The sequence below is a fragment of the Chryseobacterium indoltheticum genome, assembly GCF_003815915.1.
GTDB classification, from domain to species: Bacteria; Bacteroidota; Bacteroidia; order Flavobacteriales; family Weeksellaceae; genus Chryseobacterium; species Chryseobacterium indoltheticum.
Genome location: NZ_CP033929.1, coordinates 370,293 through 389,207, shown reverse-complemented (window position 1 = coordinate 389,207; position 18,915 = coordinate 370,293). Strand labels below are relative to the sequence as shown.

Sequence of the window (18,915 nt, the reverse complement as noted above, 5' to 3'; positions counted from 1 at the left end):
GAACAATATTTTTGTTCTGGTTTAAGTTTAATATGTAAGAAAAAATTTAGTAAGCCAGCGTTATACCTGCTCCCCAACCCATATCACTATCATAATGGGTAGATAAGGATGCATTTCGGGTAACTATATATTTTAAACCCAGCATATATTCTTTATCAGTATTTACCGAAAATGCTCCACGCAACCTTTGAGTAAGAGGAATATCTTCTCTTCTTAATTGCAGTCTTACAATTCCGTCTGTGAAGACTTCTGCCTGAAAATCAACCAGCATTGGTAAAGTGTAAACCACTCCGGCACTTAGCGTTGCACGTTGGTCTTTTTTACTTGTCTGCCCAAAAAGGTTTTTTTCCAATTCAGAACCGTGAGAGTTTCTGTATCTCCAATCAAAACCAATAAAAGGCATTAACCATTGCATTTTACCAATATATCGGCCAATATGGGTTTCTGTTTCGTAGCCGTGCATACTGTTGTATCCTAATCTCCATTCTGTACCGATGCTCCATCTTGCATTTTGCAACATTGCCTGACCGTCGTTACCATTGGTTGCAAAATCATTTTCCGCCATAAGATGCCATTCGTTACTTTCGTTCTGAAGCATTTTATAGGCTTTTTCTTTATTCGGAATTTCCGAGTTCTGATAGTCGCCAACGGCAAAAACTCTGTTCATCCCTGCCATCATGTGATATAAAATATGACAATGAAAAAACCAGTCTCCTTCGGTATTGGCAGCGAATTCTATTACATCTGTTTCCATGGGCATGATATCCAATACATTTTTCAATGGAGATTGAGCCCCGTTGTCATTAAGTACACGGAAATCAAAGCCGTGCAAGTGCATCGGATGTCTCATCATAGAATTGTTGATCAATTTTATTCTTAATGTTTCTCCTTTTTTAACCTGTATTTTATCAACTTCGGAAAGCACTTTATCATCCATACTCCAGACATAACGGTTCATATTTCCTGTAAGAGTAAGGGTAATATTTTTTATAGAATCTTTTTTCGGCAGTGAAGTATCGTATGGAGATTTAAGCATATTATAGTTTAAGGTTACTATATCTCCCATATTGTGTGAAGAATGATCCATCTTCATATCCTTATCCATATCTGTTTTTTGAGATTTTTTTGGTTTCTCACCAGAGATTTCAGGATACATTACAGCATTCATATCCATTTTCTGGAGGCTCATTGCCATTCCCATATCTTTCATATCGCCATTCATCTTCATCATATCATTCATCATTTTCATCCCTTCAAAATATTTAAGTTTCGGAAGTGGAGCATGAAGCTGCTTTACACCTTCTCCTATATAAATTGATGCTGACTTTGTTCTGTCTTCCGGGGTTACCAAAAGTTCGTAAGACGTATTTTTTTCAGGAATGGTGACTACGATATCGTACGTTTCAGAAACTCCGATGATAAGTCGGTCTACCATCAACGGCTCTACATCGTTACCATCGTTTGCTACAACTTCAATCTTACCACCTGCATAATTAATCCAGAAATAGGACGAAGCACCTCCGTTGGAAATCCGAAGCCGTACTCTGTCTCCTGCCTTAAATTGCGATAATTGCTGTTCAGAATTACCGTTAATCAAAAATTTATCGTAATAAATATCGCTTACATCCATTGCAAGCATCCTTTTCCATTCATTGGTCACTTTAGTTCCGAAATGCCCTTCTTTTATGGCTTCCAAATAACTTTGAGTGCTTTTTTTCTTTATCCCAAACCAATCATTGGCGTTGTGAAGCATTCTATGCACATTATGAGGGTTTAGATCTGTCCATTCACTTAAAATCAGCGGAATTGCCGGAATATCATCAATCCCTTTTCTGAACGTCGGATCATCATTTCTTTTTTTCAAGATCAGCGATCCGTACATTCCGATCTGCTCCTGCATTCCTGAATGGGAATGATACCAATGCGTACCTTGCTGAATGATCGGAAATTTATAAGTATACGTAGAATGCGGTTTAATCCCCATTTGGGTAAGCATAGGAACACCGTCTTCTTTGTTGGGCAGCATCAATCCGTGCCAGTGCAGAGAAGTTTCTTCATCCATCATATTATGTACAATGATTTCCGCAGTATCACCTTCGGTAAATGTGAGCGTCGGCATCGGAATCTGACCATTAACTGCAATCGCTCTTTTCATTTTTCCTGTGAAATTAACCAGCGTATCTTTTACATACAAATGATAGGTTACTGTTTTACCTTCCGTTATTTTCTTCTCAGGGAAAGGGGAAACTTTTTTGTTCTGAGTATTATGCGCAGAATGCTCCTGTGCTTTTGTAAAGGAAAATGAAAACAAAATCCAGAGAACTATATATTTAGTTTTTTGCATGTTACTCCTTGTTTTATTTTAAAGTTTCAACTGTATTTCCACAAGTAAGCATTTGTGCTCCGTAATATGGATTTTTAATTGTGCTTTCCGTACTCAGCCAGTTAGCATCCTGCATAGGACAATACTGATAATAAATAGGAGCCGAATGTTTTGAAGTTTTCAGCAATTCATACATGTTTTTAGATAACGATTTGAAAGCTTCTCTTTGTTTTTTAATATCCTTAGTTTGAGAAATCAGCCTTGCATATGTATTTAAAACATCCCTAATTTTCATCCACACATTATGCTCTTCTGTTGACAGTTCATTCATTTTTACCGCTGTGATTGCATTAGTCAACTCTTTAGATTTATCCGAAGCTGTTTTTGCATCAGTTTTTACTAAAGCATCTTTTATTGAAAAATAATGAGATTGAACATTGCTCAAAGGTGAGTCAGATTGTTTGCTTTCTTTAATCATTAAAGAATGGTCATGCCCGTGATCAGCCATTGTTTCGGCCGCAGTCTTATTCCTTTTGTATTGACAACAAGACGGAAGTTTAGCATATACACCATCCGGAGCGTAAAAAGATTCACTATCATATCCTGCCTGCGCAATTCTTTTTAAAATTTCCTGTTGGTCTGTTTTCGATGCATCATAAGTTAGAGTTGCCATTTTTGTTTCTTTATCCCAGTTTACCTTGGCTACGTTTTTGACATTTCCGGTTTTTTCAATTGTTGATTTGCACATGTCGCAATTTCCAGAGATTTTTACCGTTTCGGTTTTTGCATTTTTGATCTGGGCAGTATATATCAATGATACTAAAAGCATCATGACGGCCATTATTTTTGATATTGACTTCATAATATTTTTTTATTGTAATGATCACAAGTAAATGCAGCATTTACTTGTCTCATTGTTTTGAATTAAGTTTAAATAAATAATAAAGTTGAAAACAGAAACGTTTTCAAAAAAGCATAGCTGTGGCTATACATTAAAGGATTATCCAATTTTAGGAATCAGCCAAATGGAATAGAAACCTTTGGAAATATTAGTTTCATCATTCAGAAAAGAATGGGATACATTAACCTTTACTTTAGTGAAAGAGAAACTGTTAGAATAAAAAAAAGAAATATTGCTGTTTGTAGGACATTTACACAAAGCATTGCTACAATCGTTTCCGCAATGATTTTTTTCAGATTTCTTATGCTCGCAATCATCTTTTTTTGATGTAGAAGCCTTCGAATCTACTTTATGAGTTGAAGCAGCCTCCATTTTGCATGCATACATCTTATTGGGCATTAAGAAAAACCCCAAACAAAAGAAAAACAATATGTAAACGCTACGAAACATCTTCCTGCGAAGATAAAGCTTTTCTAATCCAAAAATAAAATTTTTAACAATTTTTAATTGCCATAATCACAATATATCTCCAAGCAAAATATTTATATTTGTAAATAACCTTCTTTTAAAGAAGCACAAAAAGAGAGAACATTTGATTATGACAATAAAACCTGAAATATCCTGGGCAGATTTTGAGAAATTAGACATTCGATGCGGGACAATTATTTCCGTGAATGATTTTGAAAAAGCAAGAAACCCTTCTTATCAGCTTGAAATCGATTTTGGAGATGTTGGAGTCAGAAAATCTGCAGCACAAATCACAACACTTTACAGCAAAGAAGATTTGGTGGGTAAACAAATTTTAGCCGTTGTTAACTTCCCTAAAAAACAGATTGCCAATTTTTTCAGCGAATGCCTTGTTTTAGGAGTCTATGGTGATGATGCAAAAGACGTAACGCTTTTATCGCCATCTCTTCCGACGAAAAACGGATTACAGGTGGGATAACGATCTACATAATCTCATCGTTTCTAAACTATTAATAATCAACTTACAAAAACACAACCATGATACAAAATATTTCATTAGAAAAAGTCTTATTCCTTGATATTGAAACGGTTCCAAATGCAGGTTCCTGGGAAGACCTTTCTGAAACCGAACAGAAACTTTGGGATAAAAAAACAAGATATCAAAGAAAAGATGAGATCTCTGCAGAAGATTTTTATGACAGAGCCGGTATCATGGCAGAGTTTGGAAAAATTATCTGCATTACGATCGGAATGCTCGAAAAAAACGATACTTTAAGAATAAAAAGCTTTGCAGATGATGATGAAAGAAAAATTCTTCAGGAATTTGGCGAGCTTTTTAACAGCCCAAGATTGCGTGATGTGATTCTCTGCGCGCATAACGGAAAAGAATTTGATTTTCCTTGGATTGCAAGACGATTTCTCATCAACGGAATGATGCCTCCATCTCCATTTCAAATGTTTGGAAAAAAACCTTGGGAAATTCCGCATCTCGACACGATGGAACTTTGGAAATTCGGAGACTACAAAAGCTATATTTCGCTGGAACTTTTAGCCCATGTTTTCGGAATTCCTACCCCGAAAGACGACATCGACGGATCAATGGTTTCATCAATCTACTACATAGAAAAAGACTTGCAACGAATAGTTGACTATTGTGAAAAAGATGTCTTAACTTTGGCTAATATTTTCAGACGGATGCGTCAGGAAGATTTATTAAAAAGAAATATCAATTTAGATTAAATAAAATACCGTTGGAACGGTCATTAAAACGATAAAATGAAATTTACAGACGATCAGATTGCCGATATAGGAGAAGAAATTATAAGAATATTAAAAACTGTTTATGATCCTGAAATTCCGGTAGATATTTATGAATTGGGTTTGATTTATGATGTACAGATTTCCGATGAAGCTGATGTGAAAATCATCATGACCTTAACGAGTCCTAACTGTCCCGTTGCGGAAAGTCTTCCGCAAGAGGTAAAGGACAAAGTGAAAGAAGTAGAAAATGTGAATGAAGTAGATTTGGAGCTAACTTTCGAACCCACTTGGAACAAAGATATGATGAGTGAAGAGGCAAAATTTGAGTTGGGAATGCTCTAAATAAGCAGGATGAAGGAAGCGGGAGGCTAGAAGTTTTATTTTCGTTCCGCATCAAAACAATATAAAACCGGAAATTCTCCGGTTTTTTTTTATTCTTTCCTGAAATCACATCTCTTTACTTTTAATGAAAACATTATTAGAAATGAATGCTTGTATCGACTTCCATCTCCCAACTTCAATCCTTTAATCTTCTCGTGCAATTTCTTTTCCTTCTCTTCTGCTCCATTCGCTCCACGAACCTACATATAGATTTGACATTTGAAAACCGGCATATTCTAATGCTAAAATAGTATGACAAGCCGTAACTCCCGAACCACAATGAACGATTAATTTTTCAGGCTTATTTTTCAATAAATCTTTATATTTTTCTCTCAAAATTTCCGGCTTCAGGAAACTTCCGTTTTGATCTAAATTTTCAGAAAAAGGAATATTAATGGCTCCGGGAATATGACCAGCAATTAAATCGATCGGTTCAGACTCACCCTTATAACGATAAGCATCTCTTACATCAATGACGGTAGCAGATTCGCTTGTTAATTCATTTTCAACATCTTCCAAGCTTGAAACAGGAAGACGCCAATGTTCTTTTGTAATGATTTCAGATTTCTCAAAAGTCTCTTCTCCTGACGAAAACTCCAACCCTTCTTTTTCGGCTGCCTGAATTCCGCCATCTAAAACCTGAATATTTTTAAGACCAAAGGATCTCAACATCCACCAAGCTCTAGCTGCAGCATTTGCTCCGTTTTTATCATCATAAATGACAACATGAGAATCTTCTAAAATCCCCAAATGAGAAACGGTTTCACTAAATTTTTGAATTTCTGGCAGAGGATGCCTTCCTCCAAAAGCTGCATTTTCGACAACATCAGCTAAATCTTGATCTAAATCTACAAACCTTGCTCCTTTGATGTGTTTATTGAGATAGTTTTGATAACTGTCTTTTCCGGTTCGTACATCAAGAATAATAAGACTTTTTGTAGAAAGTTCTTTTAATTGTTTTGGTGAAATTATGGGAAGCATTGATGTTTATTTTAATTTAAATGTTTATCACTGATTAATTTACATAAAAAGGCTTAAGCGACAATCATAACCACTCACTATAAAAGTATTATACATTTAACGCAAAGCTTTATTATTGCAATCTTATTTTAAGGAGCAAAGCCTGAGAATCAATAAATAGATTTTTTATGAAGCTCTCGTTTTATTCAAGCTTCATCAGCGACTTTGTCGCCATTCTTTGCTCCTTAAAATAATACATTTAAAAATTAAAATCTTTGCGTCATAAAAAATCTCGCTTAATTTCTTATCTAAAACTCAGTTCGGTTAGGTTTAAATCTATTAAAAACAAAAAACTGCAGAGATTTCTGCAGTTTTAGTCTATTGATAAATGAAAATCATGGTCTGTACAAGTTCCGGATGAAGACTTTTTGAAACCGGACAATTGTGAGCGGTTTCCTCAATAAAGGCCTTTTCTTCATCTGAATACTGATCTGAAAAAACAAAATTACAGACGATCTCACCAATTCTTCTCGGCTCGGTTTTCATAATTTTCTGAAGTGTACAATACGCTCCATCAATATTAATATTCTTGTCTTTACCCAAAATGGCAATGGTTGTCAATGCGCATTCTGCCAAAGAAGTTGCACACAAGTCTGTCGGTGAAAATTTTTCGCCTTTTCCGTGGTTGTCTGTTGGCGCATCACTTTCTATGATGGTTCCAGACTGTAAATGTTCTGCTGAACATCTTAAATCTCCTGTGTATGTTATTTTTGATGTCATATATTTTAATTTAAATGAAAGAGACACTGTCTCTAAAAATGAAAAATATCTTTCGCTCTGTTATAAGAACTCTCGAAGTTGAGTAAATTCAATTTGTGTTCCGCTTTTTCAACACTCATAAAATTGATTACTTGTTCTGTTGGCATATTTCCTACCAGATCATCTTTTGCCATCGGGCAACCACCAATTCCTTTTATTGCAGAATCGTATCTTCTGCAACCTTGATCGTAGGCCGCTTTTAATTTAGAATAAGAATCTTCGTAACGGTTATGAAAATGTGCTCCGAAATCTATTTCAGGATATTTTGAAGGAATTTTTTCGAATAATAAAGCAATAGTTTCCGGCGTTGCTACTCCCGTTGTGTCAGAAAGCAGAATGTTTTTAATTCCGATTTCAGAAAATCTATTGGCCCAAAAATCTACGTCTTCCCATTTCCACATTTCACCATACGGATTTCCAAACGCCATTGAAAAATAAATATTCAGTTCTTTGCCTTCACTTTTTGTGAGCTCAAGCATCTTTACAATATCATCAAAAGCTTCCTCCTGATTTTTGTTTGTATTTCTGTGCTGAAAAGTTTCAGAAATAGAAAAAGGAAATCCCAAAATATCTACAGACTGATGCTTCAAAGCCTTTTCAGCACCTCTGTAATTGGCAATAATTGCCGAAACCTTGGTATTAGACAAAGATTTATCGATATTCTCGGCAACCTCAGCAGAATCTGCCATTTGCGGAATTGCTTTCGGAGAGACAAAACTCAGGCAGTCAAGCACATCAAAACCAACTTCCATCAGTGAATTGATGTAATCTACTTTTTTATCGGTCGGGATAAACTCATCCCAACCCTGCATCGCATCTCTAGGGCATTCGGTAAGAAACATTTTACTTTTGATTTTCTCAAATATAATAAAACTAAACTATTTAGTTCTCGTTTCCAGCAAAGCTAATATTAAATTGATTATCAATAATTTATTTCTGATTTAAAATTTCGATACAATACATTCACCAACAAATAACCCGTTCTGAGCTTTGAATTTATTAACTTTGTTAAAATTTATGATATCAAAATGAGTACAATAGAATTCAACTCGATGTGGAGAGAAAAACTGCTGAACCGTTTTCTCAGCTATGTAAAAATATATTCAACAAGTGATGCTGAAAGCGAAACCACCCCTTCAACAGAACGACAGTGGGACATTGCCAATTACATCACTGAAGAGCTGAAAACGATTGGTCTGGAAGATGTTTCGATTGACGAGCACGGTTATATTATGGGCTACGTTCCCTCTAATTTGGAAAACGACAATCAGCCGACAATAGGATTTATTTCTCATTATGATACGTCCCCTGATTTTAGTGGTGAAAATGTAAAACCACAAGTTTGGGAAAATTATGCAGGTGAAGATTTGATCTTAAACAGGGAAACAAACTTTATTTTATCACCTTCAAAATTTGAAAGTTTAAAGAAATATATCGGTCAGACTTTAATAACAACTGACGGAAATACGCTTTTGGGAGCCGATGACAAAGCTGGCTGTGCAGAAATTGTAACGGCTGCTGAATATTTAATCGCCCACCCTGAAATCAAGCACGGAAGAATTGCGGTTGGGTTTACGCCGGATGAAGAAATCGGAAGAGGCGCACACAAATTTGATGTGGCAAAATTCGGTGCAGAATGGGCTTATACAATGGATGGAAGCGAGGTTGGAGAATTGGAATATGAAAATTTCAATGCTGCTGGAGCAGTGGTGAAAATTCACGGTTTGAGTGTGCATCCTGGTTATGCTATCGGGAAAATGGTAAATGCCAATCTTTTGGCTGCAGAATTTATACAGTCGCTTCCTGCGAACGAAACTCCTTCTACGACAAAAGGATTTGACGGATTTTATCATTTGATGGATGTAACGTCTGATGTTTCAGAGTGTAAACTTCAATATATCATTCGTGATCATGATGAAGAGAAATTTGAGGCAAGAAAAAAATTCATGGAAGAAAAAGTTGCTGAGTTTAATCAAAAACATGGTGAAAAAACCGCCGAAGTGGAGATAAAAGAACAATACCGCAACATGAAACAGCAGTTTGAAGGTAAAATGCACATCATCGATCTTGCTGCAAAAGCAATGAAAGAAGCCGGAATTGAGCCTAAAATAAAAGCCATCAGAGGCGGTACAGACGGAGCGCAATTATCTTACATGGGACTTCCTTGTCCGAATATTTTTGCGGGGGGAATCAATTTCCACGGACCTTACGAATATGTGGCTTTAGAAAGCATGGAGAAGGCAGTTGAAGTGATTCTGAATATTGTGAAAGCGTAAGAATTTAATGATATACAAAATAATCCGTCCCACAACTGGAACGGATTATTTGTTTTTATGACTTTAATTTAGAAATATTTAATATAAATCTAAAATCTGATATGTCTTTTCGTTAAAAGTAAAGGAATCGTTTTTTTGAAGATCTTTCATATTTGCATAAATGGGAGCTTTAGTTGAAATTCCAACAACGGTTGTTCCGCTCATCTCAATTTTGTCGGTTGAGATACCAATGAAAAAAGTTAAGGTATCCGTGACCACAATTGCTCCTGGAGACACATTGGCGTTCTCTTCCGTAATGTCTAGCTGACTTAAGTAATTTAATTCGTTTTGTGCAAAATCGAGTTCTTTTTCCAAAGCCTGTAAAACATCGAGCTTGTTACTGTGACGATCTTCGGTTTGGCTTGCCGATGCATTTCTGCTGAAAGTATCAGCTTTCATATCGGAAACACGCTGGGTATAATTCTCTGTTAATTCCTGCTGTTTTTTAATAGCTATCTGCAGAACTTCTTTCTTATTTATTTTTTTCATCTTAATGCTTTTATATTCAAATATATAGTTTTTTAGGATAAAGTAGCTTTTACAGTATACCAAAACTCCTCGCAAAAGCTTAGCTAACGATTTTTTTGTATAATGAGTACGAGCAGGATGCTCGCACCAGGGGAGCTATCGCGTAAAGAGCCGGAAATTAGGAAGTTGACAATAACATAACATCTTCTATTTCCCAATAATTATCATGCAATCTTAGTTTAAATACAGCATTTCTACCGTAATAATCTTTTTTTATAAGATGGTCAACAAAAACTAATGCTCTTTTTTTTGAAGTATCGAATACAATCTCTGAAAAATAGACAACACCTATCTCACATTCATTTGTATGTTTATCATACTCTGCCAGATCCAGAACTTTTGCGGTACATAAATTAAATTGATTTGCTTTTATAGTACTTCGTGTGCTTAATTTTTTAATAATATCTGTATTACTGGAAAATTCTTTTAAAAACTCCTTCCTTATTTTTATGGAATTTATATGAGCTTCGGGATGACCTGTAATAAAATATTTACTACCTGTAGCAAAATCTGTATTTTTATTTTTAGTAGAATCTATATACAAATTGCAAAATTTTTCAGGATGATTAAAAATTTCGTTGTGCGCTTTTGTCTTCTCTTCGATATATAAATCATCATCATGAACTCTTAAACTATCAAAATATCTTTTTTCACCTAAATAATCTTCTCTAAAAAAATAAGGTATCAACTGATCTGTTAAATCATTATATAGTTTTACATTAGTATCGGCAGATTGGCTTACACATTTTTTCATTTCCTCCTTACAATTCGTAAGTAATAAAGAGGATAATAAAATCATAACTATTTTAGTTTTAAAATTCATACTATTTAGGGATTTTGGGTTGGTCTTACTCGTGCTTTGTGTAGCAACTTTTCAAAGTAATGAGCGGGACGCGGATTGCTCATATGCTACTCTTCTTTTAAAAATTCATCAAATTCATTATCTAAGGAAATATTTTGTTTCAAAGAATCTGACCAACAAGAAGAATAAACGATATAGCTTCGTAACTCACTAAAAGTATATCTGTTTTTAAGTTTCTTATACAAAATAATATGCGTTTCACCTTGCGATAAGCCATTTTCTTTTAATTTTATTATCAAATCATCAACAGAGTATTCTGTTTTATAAATTCTATCAAAGATTTCATCTAATTTTTTATTTATCATTTGGTATTAAAAGTTTTTTGATTTTAAAACACTTTACAGTGGATATTATTCCTTTTTAATTCTTGTAATAATGATCCAACTTTTCATGACTTTTGAACATACCTAAATTTTATTCATTAACCCTCTAAAGTAAGGAATAAACCCTAAAACAATAGGAGCTAAAAGTATTGATAAACAAGTTATCCAAAACATTATTCCTTCTGGAGAAAGTGGAATATTCTTCCCAAAAATAATTCTCGATAAAAAGGTCAATAAAATATAGACTAATAAATTAAAAATAGAAAATAATAACGGCTTATAAATTTTTAAATTTTTAAAGTATTTAAATAAAAAAAAATATAATATTAAAAATGGTACTCCATAAAATAATAGTCTCCAAAAATTCCACAAGCTAACAGCATCTATTGTACTGGAAATGTTAAATGACTCTTCGACTAATAAAAATATATAACTAATGAAAACTTCTATCACAAAGAAAACAATATAAACTATTGAAAATTTTAATATGCTACTATCCATTATGTGCCTTTTTTATTAGTTCCTGACCTAATTTAACCTCAGTTCGGGATAAGAGATTCTGATAATAGTTTATAAAATCATAAAACGCAAAGATTTTATAATTAAACTTTATATTTTAAAAAGAAAGGCAAATAAATTTACTTCGCAAAGCTTGGGCAAAAGTTTTATAAAATCAACTTGTCGATTCTTCTTTGCTTACTCTCTTATAAAAGAATAAAATTCACCTCTGCGTTAATAGCCCACAGTTAATATGTGACGATTGTTGATTAACCGAACTTAGATTATCTATTTTTTTCATCTTAATGCTTTTATATTCAAATATATAGTTTTTTTTATGATAGATGATTCCGACACGATAAAAAGCAAACCACGCAACAAGTTAGTTTATTATTGTCGTTTCTTTTTGCATATCCGCAATCTGCTCATTTAGGGAAAGTCTTTTGTCAATTATTTGAGTTCAGAACTTAAACATTTGTGCTTTTTGCTCAAACACCAGAGTAATTAGCTCGGTTATCGGAGCTAAAAGCCTCATTTCCCGACCTCAAAGCTATATCTTTTAAGCATTTTACTCCAACCTTGTATGTTTAAGCTTCATCATCCTCCTATTTTATTCAAACTACCGAGTATAGAACACAAAAAACCACTACAAAATGCAGTGGCTTCACAATATTTAAAATTAAATTTTAATCGTTGTATTGATTTCCTAGAAAAGCATCCCAACCTTGTGCCGTTAAAGCAACCAATTGGTTAGAGCCTCTTGCCACCATAAAATTCCCTTCTTCCTTATCAACCGCATGACCGATAATGGTAAAATCTGGGTGGTTTTTCATTTTATCAAAATCATTTGGAGAGATTGTGAATAATAATTCGTAATCTTCACCTCCACTTAAGGCTGTCATTACAGGGTTTAGATTAAAATCATCAGCAGTTGTAATCGTTAGATTATCCATCGGAATTTTCTCTTCATACAATCTGAAACCAACTTTCGACTGATCAGAAAGATGCAGAATTTCCGAAGCTAGACCGTCTGAAATATCAATCATAGACGTTGGTTTGATGTCTAATTGTTCTAAAATCCCTTTCACATCAGTTCTTGCTTCCGGCTTTAACTGCCTTTCCAAAATATAATCAAAACCTGCCATTTCAGGCTGCATATTAGGATCAGCCAAGAAAACAGCATGCTCTCTCTCCAAAATCTGAAGTCCCATATAAGCTCCGCCTAAATCTCCGGTTACCACCAACAAATCGTTGGGTTGCGCGCCGCTTCTTTTAACAATATTTTCTTCATTTTCAATTCCAACAGCAGTAATACTCATCACTAAACCGGCATTTGAGCTCGTGGTGTCACCTCCGATCAAATCTACTTTATATCTCCCGCAAGCGGCCTGAATTCCGGAATATAATTCTTCCAAAGCTTCCACGGGAAAACGGTTTGAAACCGCCAGAGAAACCAAAATCTGTGTAGGTGTTGCATTCATCGCTGCAATATCACTCAAATTCACAACAACAGCTTTGTAACCTAAATGCTTTAATGGAACATAGCCCAAATTGAAATGAACGCCTTCTGCCAAAACATCAGTCGTAAGCACCACTTTCTTGTTTCCGGGATTGATAACAGCAGCATCATCTCCTACCCCGAGTTCCGAAGACTCATTGGATAAAGGAAAATGCTCCGTTAAATGTTTTATCAGCCCAAATTCTCCTAATTTCGAAATGGGGGTTAATTCTGGTTGTTTATCTTCAAACATATTTTAATATAAATAATAGGTAATTAGTAATGAGTAATTAAACCTTGAACTCAAAACTTTAAACATTGAATACTTGCGGGTCAATATTTTCTGGTCTGAAAGGAAGTTTTTTAAAGTCTTCTTTCGTCATCAATATCGTGTCAGGCGTTTTGTATTTATTCATTGCTTCTACCACATCATCCGGCGGCGAAGTCATTTTTCTTAGCATCGTATCAATCCATACACCAGTTGCTTCAGAGGTAGCACAGTGAGAACCATCCGGAAGATAGAATTTATGAACGAAACGATAGATCGCGGCATCTTCTGCACAGCCGTCTATTTCAAGGCTTACAATCACCTTTTGATCGGCAAAGATTTCTTTGAAAAAAGAAAAACGCTCATGCATAATCACAGGACCTATTCCCCATCTGCTCATTTGGGTAACACCCATTTTTTCCTTTTTCATAAAAGCCATTCTGGTTTGCGCACAATATTGCACGTAAGACGAGTTGGCCAAATGTTTATTTGCGTCTAGGTCGCTCCAGCGAACTTCGAATGTATGGTAAAATGTCATTTAATTTTGTTTAAAAGTGAACTATTGAACATTAACCATTCAAACCACCCATAATGTTTGTCATTCCGCAGGAATCTAAACAGCATTACTTAAAATCAGCTGAGATTCCTGCGGAATGACAAACTAGATAAATAATGAGGATAATACTTATTACGGTTAATAATTTCGTTTAAAATTCAAAAATTATAATCCCCAAAATTACTCAAATAAGATGGTTTATAAAAATTGTAGTTTTGCAAAAATAATCTTCAGCATAAGATTAAATAATTATGAAGCAAATTATCATTATCGGAGGCGGTGCCGCAGGTTTTTTTTGCGCAGCAAATCTTGACGAAAAGAAATATAAAGTCACCATTCTTGAGCAGAATTCAGATGTTTTGCAGAAAGTAAAAATTTCCGGAGGCGGAAGATGTAATGTAGCCCATGCCTGTTTTGATCCTAAAGAACTGGTGCAGTTTTATCCTCGTGGAAACAAGGAATTACTAAGCGTTTTTACCAAATTTCAACCCGGAGATACGATGGATTGGTTCGAAAAACGAAAAGTTTCGTTGAAGATAGAAAAGGATAACAGAATCTTCCCGGAAAGCAATTCTTCACAAACAATTATCAATACTTTTTTAAACGAAATTCAGCAGAAAAATATTGAAGTCAAGACCAAATGTTCTGTAAAAGAAATTGAAAAACGGGATGAAAACTATTTGGTGAAAACAAATTTGGGAGATTTTGAAGCTGATTTTTTAATTTATACAACGGGAAGTTCACCAAAATCTTTAAAAATGATTGAAAACTTGGGACATAAAATTATTGATTTAGTTCCTTCCCTTTTTACTTTTAATATTAAAGATGATTTGCTGAAAGATCTTTTGGGAACAAGCTTTGAAATGGCAGAAACCTCTATTCCGAAACTAAAAACTGAAGAAAGCGGTCCGTTACTGATAACCCATTGGGGACTTTCGGGACCTGCAATCCTTAAAATTTCGGCTTGGGAAGCGATTAATCTGGCGAAGGTAAAATACAATTTCGAAGTTCAGGTCAATTTTATTTCTAAAGATATCGATGATGCGGAAGAATTATTTCAGAATTTCAAACAGTCAAATCCTAAAAAAACAATCGGGCAATCTAAGATTTTTGATGTAACGAATCGTTTCTGGCAGAGAATTCTGGAAGTTTCAAAAGTTGATTTGAATAAACAAATTGCCAATATTTCAGGAAAAGAAATGCAGACAATTTTGGAAAATTTATGCAAAAAGAAATTTCAGGTTACCGGAAAATCAACATTTAAAGATGAATTTGTAACCGCAGGAGGTGTAGATTTAAAAGAAATTAATTTTAAAAATATGTCTTCAAAAATTTTGCCTAACTTTTACGTTGCCGGAGAAGTTTTGAATATCGATGCCGTAACCGGCGGATTTAATTTTCAGGCTTGCTGGAGTGAAGCTTGGCTGATTGCACAGGATTTAAATAATTTATAAATAAACTATAATGAAAAAATTACTCGTTTTTGCTGTACTTATCATTTCCGTAAAAACATTCTCTCAAGAAACCATTTCTTCTAATCAAGAAATCGCAACTGTAAATAATAATATTTACGATAAAGCTGACAAAGTAGCTGTATATCCTGGCGGAACAGATGCTTTCAGAAAAAACTTTTACCAAACCTTTGATAGTGGTAAAATCAATGGTCGAGGTAAGATAAGATCTGAAGCCACGTTTGTAATTGATCAAGAAGGATATATTACAGACATTCAGATTAAAGGAGATAATAAATCTATGAATAAAGAAATGGAACGCGCTATAAAAGCAATGTCTAAAACCAAATGGTCTCCAGCAACTTTAAATGGTCAGAATGTAAAATACAGATTTAGATTTCCTATAGCCACTAACCTTTAATAAAGCAAAAAACTCCATGTTCCTAGCCAAAAGAAATTTAGTATCCTTCGCAAAAACCCTTCTTATCGCAGGATTCGGATATTTCTTTTGGCTCATGCTGAAAATCACATTAGAATACGTTCCTTTAGACCCCAATGTGAGTTTTCTGATGATTAAACAGACTGAAGTGCACGACAGACCAGAATATCTTTGGTTTTTCTACACTCACGTTTACACAAGCATTTTTGTTTTATTAGCCGGATTTTTAGCTATTTTAAGAAAAGATTTCCAACTGAAAAACTTTCACATAAATGCCGGGAAAATTTATATTTTTCTAATTCTTCTTTTTGCTGCACCTTCCGGAATTTACATGGGGATTTTCGCCAACGGAGGTTTTCTCTCGAAAATTTCGTTTGTAATTTTAGGTAGTCTTTGGTGGTTTTCCACATTTAAAGCTTATCAACTAGCAAGACAGAAAAAATTCAAAGAACATAAGCAATGGATGTGGCGAAGTTTTGCGCTTACAATTTCTGCGCTCACTTTGAGAATTTGGAAAGTAATTATTGTATATTTATTCCACCCAAATCCAATGGATGTTTACCAAATAATTGCATGGCTGGGCTGGGTTCCAAACATTTTATTAATAGAATATTTAATCACAAAAAAGCACATTTAATTTAATATGAAAATTTTAAAATTTACCTTAATCACTCTGTCTACAATCAATTTGATCAGCTGTAAAAAAGACACTACGGTTACCGAAACTCCAAAAGATTCTTTAATAACAAAAAAAGATTCTGTGGTAATTCCTGAAGTTCATAAAGAATATTACGGGATTTACACCGGAGAATTTGCAGGCAAAGGAGAGCTTTATGATAACGAAACCAGAGAATATTACGAAGGCACAGATTACAAAAGACTTTCATTAAAAATCAATCGAATAACTCAGGATTCTGTGTACGGGCAAAGCATTGTGAATGGAACTCAGCGTCCGTTTCGCGGGGTTTTCAATGAAGGTACTCAATCTTTTATTCTGGATGAGCCCGGAAATGATAAAACCGACGGAAGATTTGAAATTAAGCTTAAAAACGACAGCATCACCGGAAAATGGACTGCCTTTAATAAATCTGCGGTAAAAGCTCCTTTAAAAAACCTGAGACTTATTAAAAAAGAGTTTGTTTACAATCCGAATTTTATGCTGGATGAAAATTCTGATCTGATCGATTGGGAAAACCCGAAAGATTTTAAAGAAAAATATACCGACGAGGAAACCGGAAAAACAGAAACTTATACTGCTGCAAAAAACAGAATTGCTTCTGATGCCGTTTTCAAAATCAATGCTTCAAAACAAAAACTGACAGAAAAAGATCTTAAAAATTTAAGAAAACTTGATATGGAAATCATTAAAAATGCAGTTTTCGCAAGACATGGTTATTCATTCAAAAAACAGACGTACAGAAACTTTTTTGAGCAGACAGATTGGTATATCCCTGTTTCAAATAATGTTGACAGCGAACTTTCCCCTATGGAAAAAGACAATGTGGCTTTGCTGAACCGCTTCATCAAATATGCGGAAGATAAATATGATTCTTTTGGAAGATAAAATAGTTTATGAAAAAATATATTGCATTTTTACTGATCTTATTTGGTATAATTTCTATTGATGCTCAAAAAGATTCGATACAATATCCAGATATAAAAGCAGGATCAGATTATAGAAAAAAAACATCTGTGGATAAAGTCCCTGAATTTCCGGGAGGACATTCTGCATTTATGAGGCAGATTATCAATAATTTCAAAACCTCAGCCTTATCGAAGCAGAACATTGCAAAAGCAAGAGCTATCGCTGTTTTTGACATCGATACCGACGGAAATATGATTAATCTCAAGATAGAATCTTACGATCACGAAATGGTAAAAAAAGAGTTTCTAAGTGCGCTCAACAAAATAAAAACAAAGTGGGTTCCCGGTGAACAAAATGGTGAGAAAGTAAAAATGCGTATGCGACAACCTCTTCAGTTTAATTTGGACTAATTGTCTTCATTTTTTGATCTGAATTTTGTGAAAATATATAAAATTAAGCACCCAACTGCGTAACACAGAATATCAATCCACGAGAAAGAATTTCCGATAACGATATACATCAGGCTTCCCGGTTGGAAGCCTAATTTGTCTGCAATATGGAAAAACTGTGCAAACTCCACCGTGCATGAAAAAGCAAAAATCCCGATGATTAATTTTGTTTCGTTGATGATGACAAAACTTTTCACAAAAGTATAAAGCAGCATCACCACAATCACGTCTCCCAGATAAGCTCGGATAAAGAAATTATCTTTTAAAACCGTTGCAATTAATACCTCAACAAGGAAAATAAGAATGGTTAAAAGAAAATATTTAAGGTTAAATTTAAAGTTCATCATGATTAATTTTGGCTAAGTTTTTATAAAAAAAGAGCAGACTAAAAGCCTGCCCAATATCTCAATTTAATTTTAAAAATAAAATTATTTTTTCACTTTTATTGTACAACCTATGGCTACTGTTTTGGCGTTTGCAACTGGTTTACCGCTCAATAAAGCATCCATTGCGTCTTGTACATAATGCTCTGAAACATCATTAGGATCATCATAATTATTGTCGATGGCTCCAATGTATTTTACGATATTTTTTGAGCCTTCTTTCTGAAGAATAAATACATGCGGTGTTTTTGTTGCTCCATATTGAGGATAAACTTTTTGGCCTTCATCTACCAAATAAGGGAATGTAAAGCCTTTTTCTTTAGCTCTGGTAATCATTTGTTGAAAACCGTCTTCCGGCTGCACATTCGCGTCATTTGGGTTAATCGCAATCACCGGATAACCTGCGTCTTTGTATTTTTTATCAAGTGCTACAATCCTGTCTTCATATTTTTTTGCATATGGACAGTGATTACAGGTAAAAACTACAATGAAACCTTTTGCTTCTTTAAAATCGCTCAACGAAACCATTTTTCCGTCTATATTTTTAAGCTTAAAATCGGCGGCTGCATCACCAACATCATAGCCTTTTGAAGAACTTACTTTTTGCTATGGTTCTTCATTATTTTTATTTATTGCCGTAAAGCTTAG

General features: G+C 34.4%; 23 protein-coding genes. 9 read left to right on the top strand and 14 right to left on the bottom strand.

Annotated features, from left to right (window positions below):
- Positions 1 to 46 precede the first annotated feature (46 nt).
- From EG358_RS01940 to EG358_RS01930, 3 genes are all read right to left on the bottom strand, one after another.
- Positions 47 to 2,344: a multicopper oxidase domain-containing protein gene (locus tag EG358_RS01940; RefSeq protein WP_083677055.1), complete on the bottom strand. Its 2,298-nt coding sequence runs from the start codon at positions 2,342 to 2,344 to the stop codon at positions 47 to 49.
- A 13-nt stretch (positions 2,345 to 2,357) separates the two neighbouring features.
- Complete coding sequence (locus EG358_RS01935) at positions 2,358 to 3,185, bottom strand: DUF3347 domain-containing protein (protein ID WP_076561206.1); 828 nt, start codon at positions 3,183 to 3,185, stop codon at positions 2,358 to 2,360.
- Between the two features lie 138 nt (positions 3,186 to 3,323).
- On the bottom strand, positions 3,324 to 3,611 hold the full coding sequence (locus tag EG358_RS01930) for a hypothetical protein (protein WP_076561205.1): 288 nt from the start codon (positions 3,609 to 3,611) through the stop codon (positions 3,324 to 3,326).
- Between the two features lie 211 nt (positions 3,612 to 3,822).
- Here EG358_RS01930 and EG358_RS01925 point away from each other — a divergent pair, with 211 nt between their 5' ends.
- Genes EG358_RS01925 through EG358_RS01915 form a run of 3 tightly spaced genes read left to right on the top strand, consistent with a single transcriptional unit; the run spans position 3,823 to position 5,294 of the window.
- Positions 3,823 to 4,170, top strand: coding sequence for a tRNA-binding protein (locus tag EG358_RS01925; RefSeq protein ID WP_076561204.1), 348 nt, complete (start codon positions 3,823 to 3,825; stop codon positions 4,168 to 4,170).
- A gap of 59 nt (positions 4,171 to 4,229) precedes the next feature.
- On the top strand, positions 4,230 to 4,931 hold the full coding sequence (locus EG358_RS01920) for a 3'-5' exonuclease (RefSeq protein WP_076561203.1): 702 nt from the start codon (positions 4,230 to 4,232) through the stop codon (positions 4,929 to 4,931).
- 36 nt (positions 4,932 to 4,967) lie between these two features.
- Positions 4,968 to 5,294, top strand: a complete 327-nt coding sequence (locus EG358_RS01915) for an SUF system Fe-S cluster assembly protein (RefSeq protein ID WP_076561202.1) — start codon at positions 4,968 to 4,970, stop codon at positions 5,292 to 5,294.
- A gap of 183 nt (positions 5,295 to 5,477) precedes the next feature.
- Here EG358_RS01915 and EG358_RS01910 read toward each other — a convergent pair whose 3' ends face one another.
- From EG358_RS01910 to EG358_RS01900, 3 genes are all read right to left on the bottom strand, one after another.
- Positions 5,478 to 6,314, bottom strand: coding sequence for a sulfurtransferase (locus tag EG358_RS01910; protein ID WP_076561201.1), 837 nt, complete (start codon positions 6,312 to 6,314; stop codon positions 5,478 to 5,480).
- 357 nt (positions 6,315 to 6,671) lie between these two features.
- Positions 6,672 to 7,073 carry an OsmC family protein gene (locus tag EG358_RS01905; protein ID WP_076561200.1) on the bottom strand — a complete coding sequence of 134 codons (402 nt, stop codon included), beginning with the start codon at positions 7,071 to 7,073 and terminating at the stop codon, positions 6,672 to 6,674.
- Positions 7,074 to 7,105: 32 nt separating this feature from the next.
- On the bottom strand, positions 7,106 to 7,954 hold the full coding sequence (locus EG358_RS01900; RefSeq protein ID WP_076561199.1) for a hydroxymethylglutaryl-CoA lyase: 849 nt from the start codon (positions 7,952 to 7,954) through the stop codon (positions 7,106 to 7,108).
- Positions 7,955 to 8,140: 186 nt separating this feature from the next.
- Here EG358_RS01900 and pepT point away from each other — a divergent pair, with 186 nt between their 5' ends.
- Entirely contained in the window at positions 8,141 to 9,388 is a 1,248-nt protein-coding gene (pepT, locus tag EG358_RS01895; protein WP_076561198.1) for a peptidase T, read from the top strand.
- Between the two features lie 78 nt (positions 9,389 to 9,466).
- Here pepT and EG358_RS01890 read toward each other — a convergent pair whose 3' ends face one another.
- The 6 genes from EG358_RS01890 to EG358_RS01865 form a co-directional block, all read right to left on the bottom strand.
- A complete protein-coding gene (locus EG358_RS01890) occupies positions 9,467 to 9,916 on the bottom strand; it encodes a hypothetical protein (protein WP_076561197.1) in 450 nt (149 codons plus the stop codon).
- Between the two features lie 157 nt (positions 9,917 to 10,073).
- Positions 10,074 to 10,778 carry a hypothetical protein gene (locus tag EG358_RS01885; RefSeq protein WP_123889996.1) on the bottom strand — a complete coding sequence of 235 codons (705 nt, stop codon included), beginning with the start codon at positions 10,776 to 10,778 and terminating at the stop codon, positions 10,074 to 10,076.
- 86 nt (positions 10,779 to 10,864) lie between these two features.
- A complete protein-coding gene (locus EG358_RS01880) occupies positions 10,865 to 11,122 on the bottom strand; it encodes a hypothetical protein (RefSeq protein ID WP_076561195.1) in 258 nt (85 codons plus the stop codon).
- Between the two features lie 102 nt (positions 11,123 to 11,224).
- On the bottom strand, positions 11,225 to 11,641 hold the full coding sequence (locus tag EG358_RS01875) for a hypothetical protein (protein ID WP_123889994.1): 417 nt from the start codon (positions 11,639 to 11,641) through the stop codon (positions 11,225 to 11,227).
- A gap of 683 nt (positions 11,642 to 12,324) precedes the next feature.
- Positions 12,325 to 13,389: a thiamine-phosphate kinase gene (thiL, locus tag EG358_RS01870; RefSeq protein WP_076561194.1), complete on the bottom strand. Its 1,065-nt coding sequence runs from the start codon at positions 13,387 to 13,389 to the stop codon at positions 12,325 to 12,327.
- Between the two features lie 58 nt (positions 13,390 to 13,447).
- Positions 13,448 to 13,942: an acyl-CoA thioesterase gene (locus EG358_RS01865; RefSeq protein WP_076561193.1), complete on the bottom strand. Its 495-nt coding sequence runs from the start codon at positions 13,940 to 13,942 to the stop codon at positions 13,448 to 13,450.
- Between the two features lie 269 nt (positions 13,943 to 14,211).
- On the opposite strand from EG358_RS01865, the gene EG358_RS01860 reads away from it, so the two are divergent.
- From EG358_RS01860 to EG358_RS01840, 5 genes are read left to right on the top strand one after another with little or no spacing between them, the layout of a single operon-like run.
- On the top strand, positions 14,212 to 15,414 hold the full coding sequence (locus EG358_RS01860; protein WP_076561192.1) for a BaiN/RdsA family NAD(P)/FAD-dependent oxidoreductase: 1,203 nt from the start codon (positions 14,212 to 14,214) through the stop codon (positions 15,412 to 15,414).
- A gap of 10 nt (positions 15,415 to 15,424) precedes the next feature.
- Positions 15,425 to 15,832, top strand: coding sequence for an energy transducer TonB (locus tag EG358_RS01855; protein WP_076561191.1), 408 nt, complete (start codon positions 15,425 to 15,427; stop codon positions 15,830 to 15,832).
- A gap of 16 nt (positions 15,833 to 15,848) precedes the next feature.
- A complete protein-coding gene (locus EG358_RS01850) occupies positions 15,849 to 16,487 on the top strand; it encodes a DUF2306 domain-containing protein (protein WP_076561190.1) in 639 nt (212 codons plus the stop codon).
- A 6-nt stretch (positions 16,488 to 16,493) separates the two neighbouring features.
- Positions 16,494 to 17,414, top strand: a complete 921-nt coding sequence (locus EG358_RS01845) for a YARHG domain-containing protein (RefSeq protein WP_076561189.1) — start codon at positions 16,494 to 16,496, stop codon at positions 17,412 to 17,414.
- Positions 17,415 to 17,422: 8 nt separating this feature from the next.
- Positions 17,423 to 17,845, top strand: coding sequence for an energy transducer TonB (locus tag EG358_RS01840; RefSeq protein WP_076561188.1), 423 nt, complete (start codon positions 17,423 to 17,425; stop codon positions 17,843 to 17,845).
- On the opposite strand, the gene EG358_RS01835 is transcribed toward EG358_RS01840, so the two are convergent.
- Positions 17,842 to 18,228, bottom strand: coding sequence for a ribosomal maturation YjgA family protein (locus EG358_RS01835; RefSeq protein ID WP_076561333.1), 387 nt, complete (start codon positions 18,226 to 18,228; stop codon positions 17,842 to 17,844). The genes EG358_RS01840 and EG358_RS01835 overlap by 4 nt on opposite strands.
- 84 nt (positions 18,229 to 18,312) lie before the next feature.
- Positions 18,313 to 18,786 carry a thioredoxin family protein gene (locus EG358_RS01830; protein ID WP_394337940.1) on the bottom strand — a complete coding sequence of 158 codons (474 nt, stop codon included), beginning with the start codon at positions 18,784 to 18,786 and terminating at the stop codon, positions 18,313 to 18,315.
- Positions 18,787 to 18,915: the final 129 nt, after the last annotated feature.